The sequence below is a fragment of the Brachyspira catarrhinii genome, assembly GCF_005518285.1.
GTDB classification, from domain to species: Bacteria; Spirochaetota; Brachyspiria; order Brachyspirales; family Brachyspiraceae; genus Brachyspira; species Brachyspira catarrhinii.
The window spans coordinates 1-395 of sequence record NZ_SJDU01000813.1; the positions used below are offsets into that span (position 1 = coordinate 1).

General features: G+C 26.3%; 1 pseudogene. It reads left to right on the forward strand.

Annotated elements, in window-relative coordinates:
* A pseudogene (locus EZH24_RS14570) lies at positions 1-395 on the forward strand (hypothetical protein); the annotation flags it as partial.

A 395-nucleotide genomic window follows, 5' to 3' on the forward strand; every position in this document is an offset into this window, starting at 1 on the left:
ATTATGCCTCAAATCATTTAATTTTACTTCAAATAGCGGCTTGTTCCGTTCCAGCTAATGACGATTCTTTAATTCCTTTAAATTGGTATGAAAAAGACAAAACTTTTGAAGATGTAAAGAGATTTTATAATGATAATCCTTTAAATGCAGATAATTTTTCGGCGGGTTGGGTAAAAGATAGACCATTTTTAGCAAATAAAAAATTGAGCAATTTGAGAATAGTATGGATAAAATATATACTAAAATATCCAATAAATTATATCAAGCATATTAGTATATGGTTAATAGCGTATATAAACGAAAGAAGTAATTATCCTATTTGCGATGTTAATCAAGCGCAAGAATTATATAACGATAATATAGAACTTATAAATAAATTTAATGAAAACGAACAG